The 18,433-nt window shown below is 46.2% G+C and carries 15 protein-coding genes; 1 reads left to right on the forward strand and 14 read right to left on the reverse strand.

What is annotated here, in order from left to right:
* Positions 1-171: 171 nt before the first annotated feature.
* Complete coding sequence (locus LOZ80_RS27670) at positions 172-891, reverse strand: NPCBM/NEW2 domain-containing protein (protein ID WP_238167682.1); 720 nt, start codon at positions 889-891, stop codon at positions 172-174.
* Between the two features lie 87 nt (positions 892-978).
* Here LOZ80_RS27670 and LOZ80_RS39595 point away from each other — a divergent pair, with 87 nt between their 5' ends.
* Positions 979-1,158, forward strand: a complete 180-nt coding sequence (locus LOZ80_RS39595; protein ID WP_443147086.1) for a S8 family serine peptidase — start codon at positions 979-981, stop codon at positions 1,156-1,158.
* A 50-nt stretch (positions 1,159-1,208) separates the two neighbouring features.
* On the opposite strand, the gene LOZ80_RS27675 is transcribed toward LOZ80_RS39595, so the two are convergent.
* From LOZ80_RS27675 to tnpC, 13 genes are all read right to left on the reverse strand, one after another.
* Positions 1,209-1,766: a stalk domain-containing protein gene (locus LOZ80_RS27675; RefSeq protein ID WP_238167683.1), complete on the reverse strand. Its 558-nt coding sequence runs from the start codon at positions 1,764-1,766 to the stop codon at positions 1,209-1,211.
* A gap of 236 nt (positions 1,767-2,002) precedes the next feature.
* Positions 2,003-2,716, reverse strand: a complete 714-nt coding sequence (locus LOZ80_RS27680) for a glycosyltransferase family 2 protein (protein ID WP_238167684.1) — start codon at positions 2,714-2,716, stop codon at positions 2,003-2,005.
* A 61-nt stretch (positions 2,717-2,777) separates the two neighbouring features.
* Positions 2,778-3,482, reverse strand: coding sequence for a DUF1961 family protein (locus LOZ80_RS27685; RefSeq protein ID WP_238167685.1), 705 nt, complete (start codon positions 3,480-3,482; stop codon positions 2,778-2,780).
* A gap of 3 nt (positions 3,483-3,485) precedes the next feature.
* Positions 3,486-5,069, reverse strand: coding sequence for a sulfatase family protein (locus LOZ80_RS27690; protein WP_238167686.1), 1,584 nt, complete (start codon positions 5,067-5,069; stop codon positions 3,486-3,488).
* Positions 5,066-6,265 carry an oligogalacturonate lyase family protein gene (locus LOZ80_RS27695; protein ID WP_238167687.1) on the reverse strand — a complete coding sequence of 400 codons (1,200 nt, stop codon included), beginning with the start codon at positions 6,263-6,265 and terminating at the stop codon, positions 5,066-5,068. Before LOZ80_RS27695 ends, LOZ80_RS27690 begins: the two co-directional genes overlap by 4 nt.
* 81 nt (positions 6,266-6,346) lie before the next feature.
* Positions 6,347-7,903, reverse strand: coding sequence for an extracellular solute-binding protein (locus LOZ80_RS27700; protein WP_238167688.1), 1,557 nt, complete (start codon positions 7,901-7,903; stop codon positions 6,347-6,349).
* 138 nt (positions 7,904-8,041) lie between these two features.
* Positions 8,042-8,923 (reverse strand): carbohydrate ABC transporter permease, encoded by an 882-nt coding sequence (locus tag LOZ80_RS27705; RefSeq protein WP_238167689.1) that lies wholly within the window; start codon positions 8,921-8,923, stop codon positions 8,042-8,044.
* A 19-nt stretch (positions 8,924-8,942) separates the two neighbouring features.
* Entirely contained in the window at positions 8,943-9,908 is a 966-nt protein-coding gene (locus LOZ80_RS27710) for an ABC transporter permease (protein ID WP_443147087.1), read from the reverse strand.
* 150 nt (positions 9,909-10,058) lie between these two features.
* Positions 10,059-11,102: a glycoside hydrolase family 88/105 protein gene (locus tag LOZ80_RS27715; protein WP_238173135.1), complete on the reverse strand. Its 1,044-nt coding sequence runs from the start codon at positions 11,100-11,102 to the stop codon at positions 10,059-10,061.
* Between the two features lie 11 nt (positions 11,103-11,113).
* Positions 11,114-13,723 carry an exo-rhamnogalacturonan lyase family protein gene (locus tag LOZ80_RS27720; protein ID WP_238167691.1) on the reverse strand — a complete coding sequence of 870 codons (2,610 nt, stop codon included), beginning with the start codon at positions 13,721-13,723 and terminating at the stop codon, positions 11,114-11,116.
* Positions 13,724-13,907: 184 nt separating this feature from the next.
* Positions 13,908-16,205, reverse strand: coding sequence for an AraC family transcriptional regulator (locus LOZ80_RS27725; RefSeq protein WP_238167692.1), 2,298 nt, complete (start codon positions 16,203-16,205; stop codon positions 13,908-13,910).
* A gap of 676 nt (positions 16,206-16,881) precedes the next feature.
* A complete protein-coding gene (locus LOZ80_RS27730; protein WP_238167693.1) occupies positions 16,882-17,061 on the reverse strand; it encodes a hypothetical protein in 180 nt (59 codons plus the stop codon).
* A 28-nt stretch (positions 17,062-17,089) separates the two neighbouring features.
* The gene (gene tnpC / locus LOZ80_RS27735; RefSeq protein WP_238167694.1) at positions 17,090-18,340 is read right to left on the reverse strand and encodes an IS66 family transposase; all 1,251 of its coding nucleotides are present in this window, start codon (positions 18,338-18,340) and stop codon (positions 17,090-17,092) included.
* Positions 18,341-18,433: the final 93 nt, after the last annotated feature.

Raw genomic sequence — 18,433 nt, forward strand, 5'->3', positions numbered from 1 at the left:
ATAACACAATTTTCCTGTTCCTGTGGAAGAAAGCAAAAAGGAGATAATAAAAAGCCAAGGAGCTATGGGCTATGACTGAAGAGGAACAGTGAAAAATGATCATCTGTTCCTTTTCATGGCTACCCTTGTATCCTTGGCTTATCTATTGGACGATCTCATATCTTATTAAAATTAATGATGCAAAACCCCATCAACAATGTCTAGTGCCAATCCTTCTTGATCATCTCGTTTAAACTCAAAATCTAGTTTTGAAATATTCGAAACATCAATATCGATTGGTTTAGGGTGATCTCCTCCCTTAAGACCAGTTATTGAATACAATTCTTTGCCATCACCCATAATCCTAAATGACCCAAGAGCAGTTGAGTTTTTAAAACTATCATCAATACCAATAGCTCCCGTAAATCGAGAGTAGTTGTCATCGAGGTTATATGTTAAAGACCCTTCCTTACTTACTACACGTGTTTCGCTTGATTCGGTAGGCAAACTAACTCGAATTCCTTTATTCCTATACATTTTACCTGCAATGTTATTAACATTTGAAAAAGCGGAGTTATTTATTGCCCCATCAGTGGCGCGTGCATATTCTAGATCTGTTAAGTTGATAGAGCCAACTGTCCTTTTACCTATCCAGATTGTATTATTCTCCTCATCCCATTCAACAGTCTTATTCAGTGACTCACTTATAAAACGTAAAGGAACGTATGTGGTGTTATTATAGACGAATCCCTTATTATTTTCAGAATCTATTTTTTCGATTCCATCAAATTTGTAAATTAAACTTCTAAAATAAACTTCAATACTCGATGGTTCCATTGCGTATGATGTCGTTCCTACTAAAAGTGTGCAAAAAACTGTACCGAGAAGAAAACCTTTAACTTTATCCTTCATTTAAATTACTCCTTTAATTAAATTGTAGTATAGAGTTCCTACGAATTTAGCCACTTTCAATTTTGATGGTTTTATTGGTGATGAACAATTGAATACCCTGCCAGATATTCTACTGTCTTAGCTGTGGAGGCGGTAAACGAAATAAATAAAAGACCATCCTTTTCAGCAAAAGGGCCAGCGTTGGATCTTGTTGCTCCAGGTGTAAAAATTGAAAGCAATAAAAGCTCTGGAGGGATTAAATACAAACTAGCTTCTCTCATCATTTAGTTTATAAATGAAATAAGGCTCTAACAGCGTCACCCTCGGGAGCAAATAGATTATCGGCCAACTAGGTCGTATCCAGTGACATAGGTCTTTAAGAAGTCAAAAGCATTTGGATCGGATGGGTCGATGAATTGATCGATAACAATACCACTTTTGGGACTGATAACGAGATGTGATTTATCCTTTTTGAGTATGAGGGCTGGTAAATAGGCTTCCTTCCCCTGTAAAGATACAAGAGTGCCGTCCAAGTACGTGTTATCTGGCAATTTGACGTTTTTATCAGCGATACAGATGTTTCTTAGTTTCTTAAGATCTGAACCTTCCTCAGGGATGCAAGCATCCTCTACATGCTTACTTAATATGATATATTGATGCTCTGGGTCCCACTTAATCTCTTTTCCCATCATTTCGGCAACTGTCCGCAGCGGAACATATGTGGTTCCATTATTAATAAACGGAAGAGCATTCTCAGGAAAAACGATCTTTTGATTATTATTAAAAATGCCTTTTATTGTATAATATACCTCTATCATCGTTCCCCCTGATGCATAGGCTTGAATCGATCCGAAGAATAACGCCCCACAGATAAAGCCAATTAGTATTTTCTTCATAGGTTAATCTCCTTTCTTGCAATTTTATCTATCATTGACATCAATCTCTATTAATTACACCACATTATGGAATAAAATACAAAATGAAGGTTATACCCTTCCGCGTTTAAAAGGGGATAATAAAAAGCCAAGGAGCTACGGGCTACGCAGGAAGAGGAACAGTGAAAAATGATCATCTGTTCCTTTTCATGGCTACCCTTGTGTCCTTGGCTTATCTATTGGCTGCTAACGCCCTATTATGCTTTATGTTTGGCGACTAGGCGGAAATCTCTCGTTAAAGCGAGCGGCTGGCTCCCTTTCAGATAAAAGGCATCTTTCGCCCGCCAGGTGTGGCTTTGCTTATTTTTACGACGAATATACACGTAGTTAAAAGGTGTCGTTGCGAAAGTTTTAAAGCCATTGTGCCTACATGCTCTGAGGAAAACCACGTCTTCGCCCAGTGAACGGTCAGGAAACCGCACCTTTCGGAGCACACGTCTGTGGAACAAAAGTGTCCCCCCCTGCACAAACTGGGCCTCTTTGTTCCGCTCGTGGGGGGATCGAATGAGAAGCTGTTTGGTGGCCTCAAGAAAGACCAGGCAAGCGTGCTTGCCAACAATATCGCTTTTCGTCCGGCGTATTGCTTTCATTTGCTCCTTTAAGTAGAAAGGCGAATAATAGTCATCATCATCGAATTTGGCGATATGCAGGAATTTTGACTTGGCGATTCCGCAGTTGAGGCATTGACCTAACGAGGTCTTCTCGTTAACTTGATACACACGGACATGGCCAACCTGGCGGGCTTTTCGGCGATAATAGTCAAGATTCATCCGGTCATGATTTAAAATGATGATGAGCTCTTTCTGCGGAAATTGCTGTCTTTGAAAATTGTACAGGATATTATCGAAAAATCTCGGGCGATTGGTGCAAGTAATAATAGAAACGCCCTTTACAGTCGCTTCTTTTCCCATTTCGCTACTCCCTTTCCTTTCAACTATTCAGCATATGCCTATATAGGATAGTTGGTGTAGGCTAGAGACTATGAACTGTTCTGGTTATGGCATGCACCTCAAGATTGGCATACTCAGCGATTAGCGGAGCCATCTGGCGAAAGCCGATCTTCCCACCGCCAAGAGGCTTTCCGAACAATTTACCATCATCGCCCCAATGAAAAACGGTCATATCATTGATGGCGAATAAGATTTCACTCCCCGATTTAAATAATTTCATTCGGTAGGGGCCCCTGGCATCGCCAACAGAGGGGATTGGATCTCCGCCTTGCGAGACCAAATGAAAGCCATAACTTTTGCGCAGATTGCAGGTGTGAAAGTTCCGTTCCTCTTCTTCCTTACGTCTGAAGTAGGAGACATGGAAAGTATCGATATCTCCATGATGATATTGATCATACACGCCAGTTCTTGCAGAAAGCCTACTGTCAAACAAGTCTTCCCCATGGATTCCTCTAGCGGCAAAAAACAAGATACAAAGACCCGGCTCACGAATCGGCCAAAAATCCCATGCAATCACGATGTTGTCCGGAAATTCAACTGAACACCAATAGACGAAATTAGATTTTTGCCCCAGCTCGGGGTCAAGCTTGTTTTCCATTCGCATCCGATTCAGCGGAAAACTGACAACAGCCTCTCCTTCCATCTTGAAGTCACGCACATCATTTATATCCGCCAAAGGGTTATGATAAATAAGCTCCTCCAGGGAGAATATTTCATGCCAATTCATCAACTACTTGCCTCCCCTCAATAAGCGGATAATTCCGCTCCAATCCCCGCCCATTTCCTTCCAAAACCAGGAACGTTGCTCTATAGAGAGCAACGAAGGCGGAACTCTGGAATCCCACGGCATTCGCGAGAACGGTCTTGGATTAGATTTGGCTTCTTGCGGCCGAAACGGCATCACTTTCAATTTAGAACCTGTTTCATCGAGTGCGATTTCAGGATTTCCATAGTTGATGACCCAACGAACAGCTGCCTTTTGAAGCTCCTCTTTAACATACTGGAAGTCAGGACTATCCGCCAAATCAACAAGTTCATGCGGATCAGACAGGAGATGGTACAGCTCTTCGTAACCGCCATTCTGATAAAAGAGATACTTCCACTCTTTGCTGCGAACATGGAGCATATAGTTGGGTGCCACATAAAATTCGGAACAGACGACCTCTCGCCGTACCGATGAAGGATTCGTAAGCAGTTCCAACAGATCCAAACCGGATCTGCCGTCAGGCTCGGGCTTCTCGCTTGTCCGATTGACAAGTGTCGGAAAAATATCAAGCAGGGTCGTCAATGCTTCACAGCGGGTCCCCGGTGCAATAACGCCAGGCCACCAGGCTAACATCGGAATGTGCAAGCTGCCCTCATGCCCTAGGTTTTTAAACCATAATCGGTGGTCGCCCAGCAGTTCACCATGATCCGATGTGAAAATAACGAGCGTATTGTCAGCCAGTCCTTCTTCCTCCAACGTTTGCATAATCCGACCTATTTGTTCATCAATAAAAGTAATATTGGCATAATAATAGGCACGGTTTGTACGTACGGCATGCTCTGAGTATAGATCAGCTTCCATTGCTTGACGATGCGATGCGAGATAAGGGTTTTTCGATGTTCCATCCATATCGGATACCCAAGGCAGCGGCATGTCTTCCGGCGCATACAAATCCGTCAAGTGCGAAGGACAATCGAAAGGAGCATGTGGTTTGACGAACGATGTCCACAGGAAGAAGGGTTGGTCAGAGGGTCTTTCTTTTTGAAGCCACTCTACGGTTCGATCCCCGCACCATTGCGTGATATGAAGTTCTTTGGGCAGGCCGTTCACAAGCGGCTTCAGTTCGTTATAACCAATCTCCGGAGGTTTCTCCCACCCCCAGGCATCATGCTCCATCAGGTAGCGGTCATAATCATCGAACCGGATCTCCTCTAAGCTTCCAGCTGTGCGTACACCTCTCATTTCTTCTGATAAAATAAGATGATCCATCCCATACGTTTGCTCGTCAGGTGTAAAATGCATCTTCCCGATCGCCTGAGTGTGGTATCCAGCTTGGGACAAATAAGCTGCAATCGATTCATCCTCCCCCATAGCTGAGGCTGATTCGTTATTGAACACATGCGTCTTTCCCGCAGCAAACCCCGTCATGGTACAAGCTCTGGCAGGCGCACAAAGCGGATACGGAGTAATCGCGTTCTCGAAGACGGCCCCTTCCCGCCCCATGCGATCCAAATGTGGCGTTTGAATAATTTTATTTCCATAGACCCCTAACGTATCCCATCGCTGCTGGTCCGTAAAGATGAGAAGCAGATTCGGTTGGGTCTTCATGTTGCCGGCATCTCGGGTAACGAATCGAATTCTGGCATGTCGACCAGATACAAGTTGCCGTATCCCGACATATCACTAGTAAACAACACCTGTTTACCGTCCGGGCTTAGTCTTGGATGAACGTGAAGATTCTGCGTATGGAAACTGCCCCGGTGCTTGCACAATATACGCGGGCCTTGGAACCCATTACCGTCGTTCCGCCATACTTGCAGCGTATCTTGAAATTGCTGCCCATGATAAGCGCTCGTTTGCTGTCCGTCACCGATGACAAGCGATAGATCATTAGAATGAACATGCATATTCTGAAATGGAAATTCGTACTGCTGGATGTGACTATTATCAAAAAGGACAGATCCGATAATTTTCCCCGTATGATCTTCAAGAGAGTTGGTAAAACCGTGATAGCCAATGTGAATACCGTCTGACATCCAATATTCGTGACCGACATATTCCTTGGCCATTTTATCCTTTACCTTCCAATTACGTCCCGTTTCGATATCCAGCACCCAGATCCGATGATCAATCTGTTCCCAAGGCCCTTCATGACAAAATGTTAACAGATGAGGCTGCGTTGGCGATGTATTGACGTGGCCGATCCACAGCTGATCCTCATGGAGCTTTTTCACTTTTCCGTTCGCAGGCGATACCGCCATAATCATACTGTGCGGCTTCGCGCGGAAATACTCCTCAAATCCCAAGTAACCATTCTTGGTATCCATCGCAATACTTTGCGTTAAATCCTGATTCAGGCCAAAGCATAACCACTGCCCGTCTGCGGTGCAACTCAAGCTGCCGAATTTATAATCCTGTGGAATCGTATAGAGAATCCTTTCTTCCATCGTTCCCAGGTTGATTGCCATGATTGAGTTGTCATAATAGAAATAGGCCTCATGCCCGTCTGGATGAAGAAAGGTTCCTTGAATCCTGGATTCACTTCCTCGTTCCAAATCCGTTAGTTGCGTCATAGTACCATTGTGCAAATCCATGCTGTATAGATTGGTAACATTCTCGCGGTCCGATCCAAAGAGCAGCTTCCCATCCCCATAGAAGCCGTTATTCGTAAAATAGATATGGTGACTGTGCGAGCAGTGATTCGTTAGCTGAGTTACGGTTACACCCGTGATCAAATCTGTATAACTGCGCTGTTCCGAAGGCCAAACTGTTCCTTTACCGCCTCTGGTTCTTGCCATTGTCATCGCAATCACTCCTTTCGGTCCAGTCCTATTGAGCGACTGGACCTATCCTTAAGTGTAAGTTCAGTTACTTGCCGTATGTCCTTACTTAACCTTGCTTGCAGCGAAAGCTTCGCTTATTTCTTTCGTATAGTCATCGCCACCGCTCTTTTTCCACAAATCCATGTCGGCTTTATAGCCAGCCTCATCCGTTTTGCCGACAATGAATTTAATTCTTGCATCTTCCACCATTTGATCCAGTTGCGCACCTTTTTGCGTATAGGTTGTCGTTGTGAATGGTTCTCCGGGATTTGTGACAATGATCTTCTCATTTGCTTTTTGCACATCGACCGACTTCGTGCGAAGCGGTGTAGAAGGCTTGAACATATCAGGTATAATGTACGGAATCGAAGATAAAATCTGGTTCATATTCTTGTTATTAATATCAGGAGCCATAGGGTCAGTCGGAACGATAAGAATAACCTGTTTGCCGTCCTCTATTTTATAGTGAACACCTTCAATTCCAAAGTTGAGCAGCGCTTGCATGTCTTTATCATTGGTTTTATCCAAGAAAGTCAGCACTTTCTTCAAATCAGCTTCGGTTTTAACACTGGATTTCGAAATCAGAAACATGCCGTTGTGTCCAGCTGTCGGTTGGTTATGAAGACCGGTAGGTCCGCTAACTGCTCCAATTAAATCAATACTGCCCTTCGGATTGACTTGCTTCATTTTCTCTTCAATTTGATAAGAGCGTTCTGTGACGTCAACCGCCACACCCGCTTGTCCGTTAATGATCGGATCATTCCATTTCGCGGAATCATAAACAGCAAAATCTTGATTGATTAGCTTCTCGTCATACAGTTTTTTGAAGAACTTAAGTGCCTCCATATATTCTGGGGTCAAATGGGCAGGTATCAGCTTGCCGTCTTTCTCAGCCCACTTATTGGGAGCCCCGAACCAAGTTTGCATAATATCAAAAGGACCCGCATATTTGGTTACAACCATGCCGTACGTATCATTTTTGCCGTTTTTATCAGGATCGTTGGTGGTGAATGCCTTTAACATGGCATAAAATTCATCGATTGTCTGCGGCTCCTTCATGCCTAAATTATCAAGCCAATCCTTACGATAGCTGATCCCCATCCGTCCGATCGGGCGGGATACGTAGAGGCCATAGAATTTGCCGTTAACTGACGTATTGTTAAGAACAGTTGGGTTTGCTTGTTTAAGATTCGGATAATCTTTGAGATAAGGACCGATCTCCCAGAATGCGCCTCCTTTGATGGCGTTGGCAACAGCGGGCAACTTCGCGTTATTTACAAATAGAAGCGAAGGAACAGAGCCGGAAGCAAGCGTTATGTTCAGTTTATCGTTATAGCTAGCATCAGGTACAAATTGGAAATCGAGCTTTGTGTTCGTATATTCTTCTACTTTCTTCCACACTTTACTTTCCGGGGTAGCCGTATCATTGTAGTAGCTCTTCAACATAATACTAATCGGGAAAGGCTTTTCATTGGCAGTCGGCGTCGCTCCTGTAGTCGTCTTAGGTGTATTTGTCGCTTTGGATCCGCCGGTATCCGAGCTGCACCCCGCAATAACTGTAACTGCCAATATCACGCTGGTTGTTGCAAATAATGGTTTTTTCTTTTTATCCCAATTCATCGTTTATTTCCTCCCTTTGCCCGTTCAAAATGTGCTTGTTTATGATGAAGCAGCCCTCTGTCTTCAACCCTTTTCCGATCTTGGACGAATACTGCGACAATCCGAAAATAGCCACCGCTGCGCCAACACGAAAGCGCTTTAACCTTTTACTGCACCGATTAAAACACCTTTGGCAAAATACTTTTGAATAAATGGGTATACCATCAAAATCGGCAATGTACCCACGACAATGATCGCCATTTTAATCGATTGATCCGGCGGTTTTACGTAAGTAGGATCGTAAGTTCCCATTTCAAGCGCTCCCGTTGCCATAAGAACAATTTGCCGCAAGAGAACCTGCATCGGCCACTTCTTGGCGTCAGATAGATAAATCAAAGCATTGAAGAAATCATTCCAATGGGCAACCGCGTAGAAAAGAGCAAACGTTGCGATTACTGGCTTAGAGAGCGGCAGCACAATTCGCCACAGCACACCAATATCGTTGCACCCATCAATTCGGGCTGATTCAATCAGTTCGTTCGGGATTTCTTGAAAAAATGATTTCACGACAATTAAATTAAAGGCATTGATCGCGACAGGCAGCATGACCGCCCAGTAGGTGTTCAATAGTCCCAAACTTTTTACAACCAAATATGTAGGAATAATCCCACCGCTAAATACCATCGTAAAGATGATCATATTCAAGACAATATTCCGGCCAATCATCTGCTTCCGCGATAACGCATAGGCCATCGTAAAGGTGAAAAATAGATTTACAAGGGTCCCTCCTACCGTTATAAATACGGATACAACCAAACTGCGTGGCAGCGTGTTATCTTTAAAAACAAATTTATAAGCATCGAATGTAATGTCCTTGGGGATAAGGAAAAAGGATCTGCTTCCGATCTCCAGATCGCTTGCAAACGACCCCGCCACGATATACATAACTGGAAGAATCATGACAAGAGCAACAATCGCAAGAAACAAATAGTTGGCGATATCAAAGCATTTTTCGCCTACAGACATATGACGTGTGTTCATCGTGGTCTCCTCCTTTCCATCAGAATATACCGGAATGCCCAGCCTTTTTGGCCAAATAATTGGTTGTGAATACGAGAATGACACTGATAATGGCTTTAAATAGCCCTACTGCGGCACTATAGCTGAAAGCGCCCTGAATGATCCCCGCCGTATAAACATAAGTGTCGAATACTTCGGCAACCGGCCTGTTTAGCGGGTTAATCATTAATAAAACTTGTTCGAATCCACGATCCATAAAGTGGCCCATACGCAAAATCAGCACAACAATGATAGTCCCCTGAATAGCTGGCAGCGTAATGTGCCATAGCTGGCGAAATCGGTTCGCTCCATCCACGATGGCGGCTTCATATTGCTCTTGATCCACCCCCGCAAGCGCTGCGAGGAAGATGATCGTTCCCCAGCCCATCTCTTTCCAAATACTCTGTGTAATGATCATGGGACGAAACCAGTTCTCACTTGTTAGAAAGTCGATTTTATGCCCGAACAGCTTCAGCACCCATTCATTGATGACCCCACCTTCGGTCGTCAGAAGAAGATAAGAAATACTGGCAACGATAACCATCGAAATAAAATGCGGAATATAAATCAGCGATTGAATGAACCGTTTATAAAAAGATTTACGGACTTCATTTAACAATATAGCCAGGATGATTGGCGCCGGGAAGAAAAACACCATATCATACAAACCAAGCAGAAGCGTATTGCGTATCAATTGGAAGAAAACAGGATCTTGAAAAAATTGCTTGAAATTAGCTAGCCCGACCCACTCGCTCCCCAAAAAACCAACGTAAGGCTGATAATTTTTGAAAGCTAACAGGACCCCCCACATCGGAACATATTTAAATAATAAGAAGTAGGCCAATCCCGGCAGCAGCAGCAACAGCAAGTATTTATCTCTAACTACTTTGGCTATCAACGTGCTGCGCTTGGAAGTTACTGCAGTTGGGACAGGCACGATGTGCTGTTCAGCTTCCGATGTTTTGATCATGTTCTCACTCCTTCGCAGTTGAGATTTCAGCTTGTGGCTTTGTAGGTTAAACACTATAGGATTCGAAAATTTCTGACAATAACACTATTTCGAAAGCGCTTTAGCAAAAAAGTATGAACCTAGAAAAAAATGATTAGCATGAAATCCTTACTCCTGTTGTGAATTATTCGTTGCCCATTTGTACGTAAGAAGTGCAGATAGGAAGACTAATGCCAGACCCTGCCCCCAGCCTTGAATCCGCCCATGTGCGACCCCTTTATATCCCTCGGCGTCTTTCATTACCGCTGTTCCGGCAGATACATCCAGCACAGTGCCGTTATGCGAAACTTTCGATACTATGGCAGGCACAGTCTTCTGAATATATTTATTGTACATAGGCGCGCCGATGGCTTCATTATACCGTATCAATCCCGCAGCAAGACCCGCGGAGCCCGATGTTTCCTCATAGGCTGTTGGATCGTTCAGTACCGTATGCCAAAGCCCTTGATCGGATTGAAGCCGTACGATGCTGCTGAGTTGATCGCGCAGCGAATCGTAAATTTTCATGTAGGACGGATGTGTAACTTCTACAAGATGCAGCGCTTCGGACATCGTATAAGCCGCCCATGAATTGCCCCGCGCCCAATAAACGCCGGACATGTTGTTCTGAGCGATATGGTCCCAACCGTGTAGGTACAAATTCGTTTCCCGATCCTGCAAGAAACGCTCATGTGCATGGTACTGGAGCAAACCATCCTCCAGCCAATCGTTTCTGCGCAGCAGCGTTCCGATACGAATCAGAAAATAGCCGGCCATAAACATCGTATCCACCCAAGCTTGCTGCGGAAAATCGTAATTTTGCGAGACGGTATGCTGAAAAACGCCATCAGCGAATCGAACAGCATCCGTTCTCAGGAATTCCGCCATCTGGACAGCTGTTTCCAGATAACGTTCGGATTGGGTTTGCTCGTAAAGGGTAAGCAAGGTATGACCGATGGATACCGCGTTAACTGTTAATGGCGGAATGCCATCCTCGAACTGCTCATCGATCCATGCCCGTAGTGGTTCCAAATACTTCGTTTCACCCGTAGCCCGAAATGCTTGTCCTACTCCATAGAAAGCGACGCCGGCTGGCCAATCCCATGTCATATCCATCTGAAACGTTCTGTTTACAATCTGGTCGATCGCTTGTTTAATCTCCAATTCATTCATCGTTACGTATTTCAAAACCGTTCATCTCCCATCGGCAGTTCGTTTCCAATCAGCTCCAGACATAGGATCGCATTCAATGACCATTGCGATGTGACGTTCGTCGTGATGGTTGGCAGTTCATGAATAGGTCGAACATAGGCGAGCTCAGGCACTGGATACGTGCGTGTTGCGTCCTCACTTTCACCCGGCAGACGATTCTCCATAAGGATACGCCATGTTTTCACAGCCAATTCCGTATTGCCGCGCCTATTGGCAGCGTAAGCAGCCATCCCTGCCGCAAACATCGGCCAGCTGAACTTGTCAGCATGCAGAATACCATTCGTGCGGGCTAACCTCTCTTCAGGTTCTAGGTAATAGAATTCCCCAAATTCTACGAGCATGTCGTCCCACTCCGGATCGGAAAGCAGGTGTGCAAGCTCGATCCACACTTGCGGAGCACCGAAAGAAACGACCATGTGATACGCGTAATTACCGTCGCTGATATGGGTAAGAGTTCCGCTGTTGGGATCGTATCCGAATGTAGTTCCTGATAAAAGCCGGAAGGGTGCAGCCTTCAAATTCTTAATCCCTTGCAGAATCTTATCCCGGTATTGAGAAGTCTCGAAGCGCTCCCATTGCGACATCCAATTGGAACTGAAGGCTGCCCAGTCCGGGCCGCTCCTCACGTGGGTTGGATGTTCATCCTTCGGGAAATAGGCTCGCATCGGGTCAATGACAACGGTCGCGAAATCGGCGTCAGCCACCTCCGCCAAAATATCGCCAATTCGTTCATCTGCTGTCAAGAAGTAATAATACCGGTGCAGTCCTGCCATGGCGATACGCGCTTCCTTGCAACCGCAGCCCCAGTGAACGACGTTATGTCGAGAACCGAGCCCGGCATATTCGCCCAAATGATACATATCGACTTCACTCGTATGACGCGTCATAGCTTCGGCCATGCGGAACAAATCGGCTCGGCCCGATCGCAAGAAGGAAAGCCATAGCCAGATATTCGGCACAAGCTCCGTATTCTGCCAGGCAAATCCGCCTACATCGTATCTCCATTCATGTCTTACGTCATCATACGTATGCATGAAATCCCCATAATCCCAGAAACCGTACCACCTTCGTTGTTCGACCTCCTGCTTGTAGAAGCTCAGGCAGGCGTCGAGTTGCTCTTCCATCCAAGCTTTGGCAGGCGTACTGCGGTCAGGCAGGCTCCAGATACCGAATACGTTCGTATCATGATAACGTGCTGGTTCGCAGATGAGCTGCGGCAGGGCTTGAACATGTTCGGTCATATCAGCAAGTTCCGCAGCTGTCGGAGTCCCCTCGCAGCACCAAAGCATAAGCTCGTTCGTATTACCGATTCCATAAGGTGTGCTGCCCAGCTCTTCCGCTCCTTCATAGGCGGATTCCACATGTGTTGCCGTATCATAATGGCGCATATCCATAGCCGCCGCATCCGGCGACCAGAACCAGAGCGTTAGCTTGGCCTCATCTGTCGTCATCCCGGTTACTTCCAGAGATGCAGGGTGCTTCTGCCAAAAATTGCGCAGCCCGGCTGCAAGTCCGCCGTAAGCGTCTCCGGCATATGCGAGCCCTCTCGAACGATTGCCGCTGACGGCCTTCACCCAACTGCATGCTCCATTGGTTTGTTTGACAACAGCATAAGAGTCGGCGGAAAGTTGAGTTAACTTGTAGCTGTCCCATGAAGCGGAATCATCCAGCAGCCTCTTGAAGTTGGCATCCTTCTCTGGATCGAAGACTATCGGCTCACCGGCTTGCTGCTGCCGGAACATATCCGTATAGACGCCCTTCGTTCGCCATGTTGACAAGTGACGGGGCGATTCACTGAAAAAGCCAGTATCGCCGGCAAAACGAACATACCTGTTATACAGGGGGGCCGTCAGCGGCAAACCGAACGAAATGCCAAGCCCTTTCACGAAATCCTCCTGCGGATTTCCATCGAATAAGAAGGTATGAACAATCCGAATCGATGCTTGGTTGGCATAGAAATATAGACGCAGTCTGAAGGGGAGCCATGAACGATTGCCTGCCCTGGAGAGATGCCCGCCCTCCACCATAAGTACGACGCGTGAAGGGCCCATCTGTTCAATCATTACGGATGTGACCTCGCCGCTGAATGATTCTTCCTGGTAAACACGGCCGCTCGCTGTCGTCCGCCGCTCCTCACGCATACAAACAAGCGAACCTTCCGAGCTGATTAACTTCTCTCCCTGATAGAGAGCGCGGATTAATGCCTTTCCCTGCTTACCTACGATACATCGGATTACACCGGTATCGACGGTCACTTCATCAGCAGATTGTGTAACCTTCAGGTGTGAATCTGCCTGGTACGCTTTAGACTCTTCATCCACAGCTTGCAGTAAATAGCCTTCACTTTCTGGCTTGTTGAACGACGCAGCGTGCGCTGTCCACTTCACACTCCCGTCAGGCCAATAGGCTGTTGGCCAACTCTGAATCTTCAATGGATCTCCTGACGGATTCATCAGGGTGAACGAACTGGCTTTCAGCCGATCCAATTCACCTTGAGGCCAAGGTACTCCCCAAGTAACGCCGCAAGAGTTCGGGAGCGCTTTTTCCAGCCAATGCACGCGGACTTGCTTGATCTGTTCCATTTCTCATGTACCCCTTTCCGGATTTATTTGGTTCCTTGGTTCCAGATTAGTAGCTGGGGGAATTTCCATCAATGACACTTTCTAACACCCTATAGGACGGGATATTTCACTTTTTTGCGGAATTAAGACTTTTTTTCAAACACAAAAAAACCGCCTCTATAGGCGGTTTTGCAGGATGACGCGATTAGTTTCTGTTTAACTCCCGATATCGACTTGGCGTTATGCCTTCTTGTTTCTTGAAAATGCGGTTAAAATAGCTTGGCTGATAGCCTGCCATTTCGGCAATGTCATTGATTTTCATATCCGTATCACGTAAAAGCTCCTTCGCTTTGCCGATACGAAGCTCGGTTAAATAGTCAATAAAATTTTTGCCGCTGACCTGCTTGAATAATTTGCTTAGCGCAACCGTATTCGTGCCCGCGTAATCAGCGCAGCTGTCCAGCGATATATCCTTCATGTAATTGGTCTGCAGATAAATCATTGTAATTTCTACTGTCTTCTTCATTTGTGCATCAGATCGGGATTCCAGCTCCAGCATGAATGGACTCACTACTTTATCGTGGAACCAGGAGATCATTTTCTGCGGGTCTCCGATTTGCATAAGTTGTTCGTATAAATTAGCCGATTTAAATATTCGGTTTGGATCCAAGTTCGCAAGCCGAATCGCATGCAGGATACTTCCCAACAATTGAAGCATGCCTTGCTGAATATCGATCACCTTGGCTCCGCGTTCGAGCAATTCGTCCATAAAAGCCTGAATAAGCTGCTTCGCTTCTTCAATGTGACCGACCCGGATCGCTTGAATAATCTCTCTTTCGAGTGCGAATGGATAATGAATTTCATGGTTCTCTTTCTCGAGTTCATCCAGCGTTTCCAGATCGATAATTTGGTTAAGGCTTTCGAAACGACGTCTGCTGGATGCCTGCATCGCTTCCTCGAAACGGGAGGGCACATGCACAATAGACAAAGCAAAATTGCCGATGGTAACCGATACGTACATTTTCAGCGTGTTATGAATTCCTTGAGTCAGTTCTTGGCTGAACGTTCTAATTACTTCTGGCTTTTCAATTCCTTCTGAAAGAATAATGAGGATACCAATGGACAAATCGTGAAAGTTCAACACTTCTGCTTGTTCGAACCGACTCGACGCCAGCTCCTTCGTAATATTGGCAGCAGCGAAAGTGACCAACCCTTCGTCGCCGGACGAGAAGCGCCCCTCCAAATTTTCAAACCCGCTCAATTGAATATACAGCATGGCGTATTGCCGATTGTCCACTGACCTTCCAAAATTGCGCATTCGCTCCAGGAGAGCTTGCTCGGAGTATGAATAGAGATACCCTTGAACAAGTTGCAGCAGGAAGCCTTCCTTAAGATGCGGGAGCTGTTCCTCCAGCTTATTCTGAAGCGTCATACTCTCTCGAGTTAAATTCAGCCATTCTTTCTCAATAATCTTAAAATCATCATTTTGTTCTTTCCGGAGCGCCGCTATGCCTGTCTTCCCCGTTAGCAAGTTGACTAACTGTGCGATAGGTGAATAGATACGCCGGGAAGCCAGCCAAGATAAAACGAACGCGAGTAGCAGCATCGCGATGCTTAGCGTCAAAACCAATTGAGAAATAAAAACGACCGGCTTGGTAATTGCGCTGATCGGCGAAGCCGTGACATACGTCCAAGTGGTACCGACGCGTGACATGGTACCGAACGCTACCGTATACGTCGCTTGGTTCCATTCAAACAGGAATGAGCCTGATTGGGTCTTCCTGGCCAGCACCTCACGCTTAATAGCTTCATCCAGTTGCGATGCTGGCCCTCTCCCCGAACTAGACAGCAATCGATCGCCATTTTCCTCCAATAGAAACGTTCCCCCGTCGGTATACGGGGCCAACGTTTGCAGCAATTTGGCGACCTTCTCGGTGTCGAGCCGAACTGCAATGACGCCAAATGGGTTCTCGTTGGTTTCAGGTATCTTCACCATTAACGACAGGGCGTTATCACGTGGAAAACCGGATTCCGAAGTATGCTGAGACCAGAAAACCTTCTTATCAATCGCGAGCAAACTCCTATATCCTTCGATCTGCACAGCGCTCGTTATTGCTTCATACTGCGGATGAAACCGCACCGGGGCTGCCCCTTCCAAGAATAACTCGGTTTCCAAAGCAAGTGGATTGGCGCCTTTCATATTAGCTAGTGTCTGCGTCATGTTGCGAGCAATCTCGAAATCACGCGATAGAGTTAGACTTGCTAATGAGTAACTAAAACTGGGATCGAAAGCCCAGTGCATAACCGACGTCTCCAAATAAGCGAACTGCTCGTCAATGTTAGCTGCTCTTAGCTGAATCTGTTTATTATGCATTTGGAGCAGCTCATTTTCCAGACGCCCTCCAGCCAGCCAATAAATGAAACCTCCGAAGATAAGCCCAGGAATACTGGAAATAAGGAGAATCATGATCCAATTATTTCGAAAGCGCTTACTTTTGAACACAAAATCACTTCCCCTGATATCCGTATGTATGAGCTTAACAATGTGTCTTTATCTGGCAGGTATGCTTAATATTTAATAATTCGCCTAATTCGATCATTTCCCTTTATTGATTTAATCTGATATTGGGATTTGATTCAGATCCCTCTCCCCCCCTGAGTGGGAACTATGATCCTCTATTTCCCAAAAAGCCGACACTTCCGCAAGCAAAAGGGAACTATGATCCTCTATTTTACGCAATTCAGCCAAAATGGAAGCATTTAGGGGCAAATAAGACCCTGTAGTTCCCTCTCTAGTCAAAATCAGCTCATTTCGCTCAAATAGCACCCTGTAGTTCCCCTACACGATGGCTTCAATCTCGTTTTGTTGCCAGACAGCTTACCAAGTGCAATGAGGGATGAAACTGCCTCTTTTCCTTCCATACCTGGGATGAATAAGCTGCATGATCCTACTTTCCGCTCATGATCTACATTCGCTATATTGCCCCCTTTCGCTAACAGGAGCATTCCAAACAAATTCGCGTTTGGGGGTAGGCGCAACTCAGGATAAGAGTCTCGAAAGACTGCTATTTCCCAAAATGAGCCGATTTCGGCGCGTATAAGAGCTCCTAGGGGCTTTTATTTATTAATATGGAGGAGTTTGAGTGGAATTGGGTGACGATTAGAGTCTCCAAAGGTTACTACTTACCTTCTTCCAAACGCGGAAAACGAAACTCCCCACGAAAAGTAACAATAAGCGTCGAGAGTACAGGTAAATTTTGTTTACGAAGGGTTGAAATGAAGCCGCGCGCGCGGGCGAACTGATGAGCCCCGTCCCAGGTACGGAATAAGCCGGAGACTTTGGCTTTGACCTTGGCCATCCGCAAGTCTCGTTCGGCGACATTGTTGTCAAAAGGAACACGGACATCTTGAATAAACCGGTTGAATAAACCGGAGAATCGGTTCCTTGTGACGACGGAAACGTTCACCCAGATTGGCCGATTTACTTTTGCTTTGCCTGCCTTGCGGTCCGGTTTTGGCTTTGGTACGCCCTTGATTCCATTCCAGCTCGCCCTGCTGCAGGATGTCATCGTACCAATTCTCTAGCCATTTAACCGTACTCGGAGCTAAGCAGCACAAGACTTTACGGGCGGCTAGCGTGAGACGCCAGGCTACTTGTAGCAAGCGTTTCATCTGCACGGCCCACTGGTGATGATCATAATCGGCGATTCCTTGGCATTCCCGCAGTAAGTGCGCATTGCATAAGGCATGCTGGAACGTGTATTTTTCTTTAAAATACGGCCCGTTGCAGTCATGCACTAGAATGCCCGAGTAAGCCGGCAGCAGACCGATGGCATCAAAAGCGAGGGTGCCCCGGTTTTCGTGAACCGCCTGGAACGTCCAGTCCACATTAGAGAGGGTGTGCAGCCATCGCTGTTTGCCATCGACGTGAATGCCGGTTTCATCAGCGTGCAAAACATCGGCATTCAGCAGGTTTTGGCGAATTTGTTCCTCATAGGGACCTAGCTGCTTGTGCGATTTCTTCAAATGGGCGATGACCGTAGCCTCGCTCAGCGAATGCCCGGTCAGGTCCGCAAACATCTCGCTCACCCTTTTCAGTGGAATCATATGGTACGCACTCACATACACGATCCAGCCCGTAACACCAGCTCCATATTGGACAGAGGCGCTGACATGCGACGGAAAAGCAGCCTGATGAACCCCGCTACACTGCGGGCAGCAGCTCGTATGAGCGCGAAACTCGGTTGTCTGGATGCGTGGTTCAGGCAGATCGATCTGCTGACGCCGGTCGTAGCCTATACAGTTCTCCTGGTCCATTGGAGCATGACACGCAGGGCAGGTAGTTAGGCAAAAGTCGAGGATGGCATCCGGATCATCCACCATACTAAGTGTGTGTCCTTCATGACCTAGGGGTGCTCCCTTTTTGCCACCAGCGATGCGGGAGTTTGCGGGCTTACGAAACCCGTCACTTGAAGGCGGCTTGCTACTATTCTTGCTGTTAAGCCCTAGCTGGCGCTCCAACTCGGCTACTCTGTTTTCCAGTTCAGTGATCCGTTCTAGCAGTTTCGTAATGACCTTCTCGATTTGATCTGGACTACTGTGGCTAATTTGTTTGATTTCTTCGAGGCTCATTTTCATCCTGATCCCTCTTCTCCATTAAATTCGTTAAGTATTCTTAACCAATTTTTAGGGGTTTGAATAAGGGGACCTAAGTAGTAACCTCCAAAGACC

The organism is Paenibacillus sp. HWE-109 (assembly GCF_022163125.1).
Taxonomy (GTDB): domain Bacteria; phylum Bacillota; class Bacilli; order Paenibacillales; family NBRC-103111; genus Paenibacillus_E.